Source organism: Pseudoalteromonas amylolytica (genome assembly GCF_001854605.1).
Classification (GTDB): domain Bacteria; phylum Pseudomonadota; class Gammaproteobacteria; order Enterobacterales; family Alteromonadaceae; genus Pseudoalteromonas; species Pseudoalteromonas amylolytica.
On the sequence record NZ_MKJU01000009.1, the window covers coordinates 1 to 7,866 of the forward strand.

General features: G+C 46.3%; 1 protein-coding gene. It reads right to left on the bottom strand.

Translation table 11 applies throughout. The annotated features are described in order from the left end of the window. Positions 1-7,866 (bottom strand): non-ribosomal peptide synthetase (locus tag BET10_RS04040; RefSeq protein WP_139158735.1); only part of this gene is annotated, 7,866 nt, incomplete at both ends.

Sequence of the window (7,866 nt, forward strand, 5' to 3'; positions counted from 1 at the left end):
CGTCAACCGGATAGTTCTCGAAAATAAACAAACTATCAAATAGTTGCTGCTGTGTAGGCGCTAACTGCTGAATATCTGATAGGGGTAGGTAACTATAACTGTCCGCATCGACTAAATCTTTGTGTAGTTGACGCAACCACTTTTCTAGCGTTTGTGATTCATCCACCGTAACCTTCATCGGCACCGTGTTGATAAATAGCCCCACCATCTCATCAACACCTTTGAGCTGCGCCGGACGCCCCGATACTGTGACACCAAACATTACCTGTGATTCACCACTGTAACGGCTCAATAATAGGCTCCAAGCCGCTTGGACTATCACATTCACTGTTGTTTGACACGCTCGTGCAAGCTTCACCAACGCCGCTGTTTTCTCCGCCTCTAAACTAAACCGTGCCTGATGAATACCGTTTCGTGCTTCTTCGTGCTCACTGACCTCTACCCCATACCCTACAAATGGTAAGGGAGTGACCCCTTCTACGTCCCTAAGGTGGTGATGCCAATATTCCCTTGCCGCTGTCGCTGGCTGCTCCGCTAACCATTGGACATACCCTTTGTAAGGCTCCACCGCACCAAGCTGTGCTTCACTGCCTGTTTGAAGTGCTCGGTAATACTCTGTCACCTCTCCAAACACCAGCGACGTACACCAACCGTCTAATAGGGCGTGATGGTGTGTCCAAAGTAGTACTTGTTTTGTACCCTCTGCTGCCTCTGACAAGTTGAACACCGTCAATCGCATCAATGGGGCATGAGCCGCTATAAACCCTTTCGCTTTGTCTTCTGTACGATACTGCTCTATCGCTGCTTGCTGTGCTACCGGCGTCAGCTCTAATAATGAGATCTCCTGCCAATCCAGCATCACATCCGATTGTACTAATTGGTGTGCATTACCGTCTTCTACACCCACAAAGCTGGTTCTGAAAATATCATGTCTCGCGATTACCTTTTCCCATGCTTGTCTAAAGTGCTCAACATGTAAATCCGTAAACTCTACTTTCACTTGGGTCGCGTAACTGTCTGACGACAACAAGCTATGAAATAGCATACCTTGTTGCATACCCGTCGCCGGATATAAGTCTAATAGCCGCCCCTTCGTTAAGCTTGACCAGTCTATTAATGCCTGCTCTGTAACCGTGGCCAGCGGAAAATCACTGACAGTAAACCGCCCCGCTAACTCGCCTCGGTTAACTTGCTGACAATGCGCTATTACCGCTGCCAGACCAGCTTCATAGGCCGCCATCCACTGTGCGATAAACGTTTGCGAATAAGCCGCTTTGTCATACCCTAAGCTGATATGAAGCTGTCCCTTTTCTACAAATCCATTCAATGACAAACCATACGCCTGCGCACGACGAACACTCACGCCTTGTCCTGTTGATATATCTGCTCGGCTGAATTTTTGCCGCTCCCCTGTGGACGCATCGAATTGGCCTAAGTAATTAAACAACAGTTCGCTGCCTGCATCACCTTCTGATAGCACCGCATGTCCTTCTACTGAGCCAACCCCATGGCGTAATAAACCGTACCCTATGCCACCATTTGGGATCCCTCTATACTGCTCTTTTACTGCACAAATGAGCGCTGCAACATCATCACTGTCATGGCTTAACAAGCATGGATAAATACTCGTAAACCACCCTAAGGTTTCACTTAAGTCAATTTCATCGCTCAGGGCTTCTCGACCATGGCTTTCTAAATCCAATCGGATACCCGATACACCTTGCCACTGCTTCATACCCACAAACAAACCCGCCAACAACAACTCGTTGATACGCGTTCTATATGCCTGATTACTCTCGTTAATTAACTGAGATGTCAAAGCCGTAGATAAACTAAAGTTGGCTTCTTCATAGGTGGTCGCCAATCCATGTTCAGGAGCCGATGCGCTCCAACGAGCAACCGGACTAGACACCACCGCTTGCCAATAACCCAACTCATCAACCACACTTGAGCGTTGGGCGTAGTCTTCCAAAAACTCTCCCCACTGTTGGTAAGATGAGCTTTTCGCACCCAGTTTCAAGGCGTTACCCGCTTGGTGTTGCTCAAATAACGTGGTTAAGTCATCCAGCAGCACCCGCCACGATACACCGTCTATCACTAAGTGGTGAACGCAAATAAACACATGCTGATCTTGCTTGGTCGGCTCTAGATTCTTAACTAGCACCGCTTTCATCAAACGACCCGCTGTGATATCTAAACTCTTATGCACTTGCGTTGCGTAATCAGCAAATTCGCTGATCTGCGCTTGAGCACTCGTAAGTGGCCATGTGATCTGTGATACCAGCGATGAGATTGATTGTGCACTGTGTGCTACATACTGTCCCTGCCACTGCTCATCACGCGATTTTGTAAACACTAAGCGTAATGCATCGTGACGCTGATAAAGCTCAGTGAACATAGCCTGTAGTAACTCCAACGTCAGCGTGTCTGGTACTTGTAATAACAAGCTTTGGTTGAAGTGATTAATATCCGTTTCATCCGTGAAGAACTCACGATGAATGGGTAACAAAGGTTGTGCTCCGCTCGTGGCTTCTTGTGGTGCAAGTACCTTTGGTCCCGTGTTCACACTGGTGGCTAAACGACGGATAGTCGGCATATCAAATAGGGCTTTAACACTAAAGAACAGCCCTGCCTTTGCCGCTTTTGAAACTACCTGAATCGATAAGATAGAGTCACCACCAAGCTCAAAGAAGTTAGCATCAATGCTAAGCTGCTCCGCTGCCAAACCTAATAGCTCAGCCCAAATCACCACCAATTGCTGTTCAATATCATTCATTGGAGCAACATAGTTACTGACTGCGATACTCGCCCAATCAGGCATAGGTAATTGCTTTTTATTCACCTTACCATTGGCTGTCAGTGGCATTTCATCCAATACCAAAATCGCACTTGGCACCATGTAATCGGGTAGCTGCTCGGTAAGTCGTAACTTCAAAGACGACACCACCTCCGCGCTAATTGCTTCCTTGTTACTCAATACCACATAGGCAACCAACTGCTTTTTATTCGGCTCATCTTCACGTGCGACCACCACACAAGACTGCACATCACTTGACTGAGAAAGCTGGTACTCAATCTCTCCAAGTTCAATACGGAACCCTCGGATCTTGACCTGATCATCTTTACGCCCAATGAACTCAATATTGTTATCCGGTAGTTGACGAACCAAATCGCCAGTACGGTATACTCTTTCTTCATGACCTTCGTACAAACTAACCGTGATAAAACGCTCTGCGGTTAATTGCGGATTATTGATATAGCCTGAAGCGACGGTCACTCCGCCAATACACAATTCGCCTACGCAGCCAGGCGCAATAACGTGCAATGAGTCATCAAGAATATATAAGTTCACGTTTGCAAACGGTTTACCGATACAAGCAACTGTACTGTCTAACTCGGAGCCTCGTTCACGTATAAAATAGGTACTATCGATCGTACATTCCGATAGACCATACGAATTGACTAAAGTGGCTCCGTCGAGAAGTATGCTTTCAGCTTTTAAATGATCATTAAGATTCCATGCATCAGAACCAACTAGCAAGAACTTGAAAGTAGATAAATGTTTATTTTCGCTAATAACATAATCGACCAAGTTCCGAAGTACCGCTGGTACAAACTCACCAATTTGAACCTGATACTTTTCAATTATGCGCAACAAGTTATTTGGGTTAAGTAGGTCGTTGTGTTGGCAAAGCACTAGTTGCCCACCGGATCCGAGTCCGCGAATTAAATCGCCAATAGAAACATCAAAGCTCATTTCCGCCATTTGCAAATGAACTTTCACGTTGTGTTCTAGTTCATATACCTCTCGCCATGCCAAGTACATTGAAGACATCGCAGCATGGCTAATTTTGACGCCTTTAGGCTTACCAGTCGTACCAGAGGTAAAAATACAGTATGCAATATCATGATGAATAAGGTTTGGTACTGATGGACACTCACCTTTATTCATTTCAATGCTACTAACAAATATTGATTGAACATTGAGCGCGTCAGCTAAATCACTGTATTGTTCCTGTGTAATGACCTTGCTAAGCCCTGACTCTTCAACGATTGATTTCAATCTATCGGCAGGCAACTTCGGGTTTAGAGGCACATAAACTTTGCCCGATGCCGTAACAGCAATAAAGCTGGCGACCCACTCAACTGATCGTTCAAGAAGTACACCTATGCATTCACCGATGCCCTCATCTAGAGCGCGTTGAATATGGCTACTTAAAGACATTAACTCTGCGTAGCTAATTTCTCTCGCACCGTCAACTAACGCAAGTTGATCTGGCTGACTGTTCGCGAAACAGATCACGCTTTCTAAAAAGCTGTGCTGCCCGTCTAAAGAACATACTTTCCCTTGTGTACTGGCAACAATTTGCTGCTCTTCAGCGGCACTGAGTATCCTAATATCAGCCACAGTAGATTGAACCAACATATGCTCTAAGACCATAGCGAGTTGCCCTACTAGGCTATTAATTTGGGCCTGTTCAAACAAACTTACCTTACCATCTAATATCAAGTGAAGACGATTCGTTAGGTTGGCCGTTATACACAAATTGTAGTTGGTCTGTTCATCACTAAATATGCTATCGACTTGTAAAGATGCAGCATTTGCTTTGTCACTGATTGCAGCGTCAACCGGATAGTTCTCGAAAATAAACAAACTATCAAATAGTTGCTGCTGTGTAGGCGCTAACTGCTGAATATCTGATAGGGGTAGGTAACTATAACTGTCCGCATCGACTAAATCTTTGTGTAGTTGACGCAACCACTTTTCTAGCGTTTGTGATTCATCCACCGTAACCTTCATCGGCACCGTGTTGATAAATAGCCCCACCATCTCATCAACACCTTTGAGCTGCGCCGGACGCCCCGATACTGTGACACCAAACATTACCTGTGATTCACCACTGTAACGGCTCAATAATAGGCTCCAAGCCGCTTGGACTATCACATTCACTGTTGTTTGACACGCTCGTGCAAGCTTCACCAACGCCGCTGTTTTCTCCGCCTCTAAACTAAACCGTGCCTGATGAATACCGTTTCGTGCTTCTTCGTGCTCACTGACCTCTACCCCATACCCTACAAATGGTAAGGGAGTGACCCCTTCTACGTCCCTAAGGTGGTGATGCCAATATTCCCTTGCCGCTGTCGCTGGCTGCTCCGCTAACCATTGGACATACCCTTTGTAAGGCTCCACCGCACCAAGCTGTGCTTCACTGCCTGTTTGAAGTGCTCGGTAATACTCTGTCACCTCTCCAAACACCAGCGACGTACACCAACCGTCTAATAGGGCGTGATGGTGTGTCCAAAGTAGTACTTGTTTTGTACCCTCTGCTGCCTCTGACAAGTTGAACACCGTCAATCGCATCAATGGGGCATGAGCCGCTATAAACCCTTTCGCTTTGTCTTCTGTACGATACTGCTCTATCGCTGCTTGCTGTGCTACCGGCGTCAGCTCTAATAATGAGATCTCCTGCCAATCCAGCATCACATCCGATTGTACTAATTGGTGTGCATTACCGTCTTCTACACCCACAAAGCTGGTTCTGAAAATATCATGTCTCGCGATTACCTTTTCCCATGCTTGTCTAAAGTGCTCAACATGTAAATCCGTAAACTCTACTTTCACTTGGGTCGCGTAACTGTCTGACGACAACAAGCTATGAAATAGCATACCTTGTTGCATACCCGTCGCCGGATATAAGTCTAATAGCCGCCCCTTCGTTAAGCTTGACCAGTCTATTAATGCCTGCTCTGTAACCGTGGCCAGCGGAAAATCACTGACAGTAAACCGCCCCGCTAACTCGCCTCGGTTAACTTGCTGACAATGCGCTATTACCGCTGCCAGACCAGCTTCATAGGCCGCCATCCACTGTGCGATAAACGTTTGCGAATAAGCCGCTTTGTCATACCCTAAGCTGATATGAAGCTGTCCCTTTTCTACAAATCCATTCAATGACAAACCATACGCCTGCGCACGACGAACACTCACGCCTTGTCCTGTTGATATATCTGCTCGGCTGAATTTTTGCCGCTCCCCTGTGGACGCATCGAATTGGCCTAAGTAATTAAACAACAGTTCGCTGCCTGCATCACCTTCTGATAGCACCGCATGTCCTTCTACTGAGCCAACCCCATGGCGTAATAAACCGTACCCTATGCCACCATTTGGGATCCCTCTATACTGCTCTTTTACTGCACAAATGAGCGCTGCAACATCATCACTGTCATGGCTTAACAAGCATGGATAAATACTCGTAAACCACCCTAAGGTTTCACTTAAGTCAATTTCATCGCTCAGGGCTTCTCGACCATGGCTTTCTAAATCCAATCGGATACCCGATACACCTTGCCACTGCTTCATACCCACAAACAAACCCGCCAACAACAACTCGTTGATACGCGTTCTATATGCCTGATTACTCTCGTTAATTAACTGAGATGTCAAAGCCGTAGATAAACTAAAGTTGGCTTCTTCATAGGTGGTCGCCAATCCATGTTCAGGAGCCGATGCGCTCCAACGAGCAACCGGACTAGACACCACCGCTTGCCAATAACCCAACTCATCAACCACACTTGAGCGTTGGGCGTAGTCTTCCAAAAACTCTCCCCACTGTTGGTAAGATGAGCTTTTCGCACCCAGTTTCAAGGCGTTACCCGCTTGGTGTTGCTCAAATAACGTGGTTAAGTCATCCAGCAGCACCCGCCACGATACACCGTCTATCACTAAGTGGTGAACGCAAATAAACACATGCTGATCTTGCTTGGTCGGCTCTAGATTCTTAACTAGCACCGCTTTCATCAAACGACCCGCTGTGATATCTAAACTCTTATGCACTTGCGTTGCGTAATCAGCAAATTCGCTGATCTGCGCTTGAGCACTCGTAAGTGGCCATGTGATCTGTGATACCAGCGATGAGATTGATTGTGCACTGTGTGCTACATACTGTCCCTGCCACTGCTCATCACGCGATTTTGTAAACACTAAGCGTAATGCATCGTGACGCTGATAAAGCTCAGTGAACATAGCCTGTAGTAACTCCAACGTCAGCGTGTCTGGTACTTGTAATAACAAGCTTTGGTTGAAGTGATTAATATCCGTTTCATCCGTGAAGAACTCACGATGAATGGGTAACAAAGGTTGTGCTCCGCTCGTGGCTTCTTGTGGTGCAAGTACCTTTGGTCCCGTGTTCACACTGGTGGCTAAACGACGGATAGTCGGCATATCAAATAGGGCTTTAACACTAAAGAACAGCCCTGCCTTTGCCGCTTTTGAAACTACCTGAATCGATAAGATAGAGTCACCACCAAGCTCAAAGAAGTTAGCATCAATGCTAAGCTGCTCCGCTGCCAAACCTAATAGCTCAGCCCAAATCACCACCAATTGCTGTTCAATATCATTCATTGGAGCAACATAGTTACTGACTGCGATACTCGCCCAATCAGGCATAGGTAATTGCTTTTTATTCACCTTACCATTGGCTGTCAGTGGCATTTCATCCAATACCAAAATCGCACTTGGCACCATGTAATCGGGTAGCTGCTCGGTAAGTCGTAACTTCAAAGACGACACCACCTCCGCGCTAATTGCTTCCTTGTTACTCAATACCACATAGGCAACCAACTGCTTTTTATTCGGCTCATCTTCACGTGCGACCACCACACAAGACTGCACATCACTTGACTGAGAAAGCTGGTACTCAATCTCTCCAAGTTCAATACGGAACCCTCGGATCTTGACCTGATCATCTTTACGCCCAATGAACTCAATATTGTTATCCGGTAGTTGACGAACCAAATCGCCAGTACGGTATACTCTTTCTTCATGACCTTCGTACAAACTAACCGTGATAAAACGCTCTGCGGTTAATT